The 1,133-nt window shown below is 46.2% G+C and carries 1 protein-coding gene; it reads left to right on the forward strand.

What is annotated here, in order from left to right:
* Positions 1-1,133: transglycosylase SLT domain-containing protein (locus R8N28_RS26250; protein WP_318183788.1), on the forward strand; the 1,133-nt coding region annotated here is incomplete at both ends.

Raw genomic sequence — 1,133 nt, forward strand, 5'->3', positions numbered from 1 at the left:
CAAGCGCAAGAAATGAAAGCGTTGTTTGATAAACCTGCGACGGTGGCTGAGTTTGCTAAGAAAAAGCCAGCCAATGACTTTTATCGTGCTCAGAGTGAATATGCGTTAGAAAAGCTAGCTCGCATGGATGTCAATCAAGCTCAAAAAGCGTATGCGCAAGTCGTGAAAGGACAAAAATTCTCAGCAGAAAAAGCCCAAGCACTTGCGGACTACATTGCGATTCGTCTGATTCGTACTGAATCCGATTCACTAGCCAAATGGCGAGATGATAAGACGAAAACCAGTAAAAATGTCGCTTTGATCGAAAATCGTATCCGTCTAGCAATTCAAAATGCAGATTGGAAAGGTGTTCAACAGTGGATTGCCGTACTCAACAAAGATGAGCAAGCCTCGCTTCGCTGGCAATATTGGTTAGGTCGAAGTGAGATTGCGCTGGGTGATGATATTGCTGGCAAACAGCGATTGGCGACCTTAGTTGGTCAGCGCAATTTCTACAGCGTGGCTGCGGCGAATGCGATTGGTCAGTCAATCAAATATCCATCTCATCGTATTAAGCTCGATACTAAGGTTATTCACCCGTATCAAAACTCTCTCACTCGTATTGAAGAGTTGATTGCGACAGATAAAATTGCGGCAGCGAAAAGTGAGTGGGCGCATTTGCTGAGTCGCGTAGGTAAAGATGAAAAGGCGATGTTGGCGGCGTATGCCTCATCCAAGAATTGGCATCACCTAACTGTCACAGCCAGTATCCAAGCGCAAATGTGGGACAATATTGAACTGCGATTCCCAATTGCGCACCGCTGGTGGTTCAACTTTTATGCGAAGAAGCATGACATCGACCCGATTACGATGATGTCGTTAGCCAGACAAGAAAGTGCATTGGATTCAGAGGCGCGTTCTCCGGTAGGGGCTCGCGGTATCATGCAAATCATGCCAGCGACTGCGAAGTACACGGCACGGAAATACAAGCTGACTTATCAAGGTAGTGATGATTTATACAACGTCGGCAAAAACATCGAGATCGGTAGCCATTATCTGCAAGGTTTGCTAGAGGATTACGATAATAATCGTATTTTTGCGCTCGCCGCTTATAATGCTGGCCCTAACCGAGTAAAAACGTGGCGAGAGCGAAC

The sequence above is a fragment of the Vibrio sp. Vb1554 genome (genome assembly GCF_033344235.1).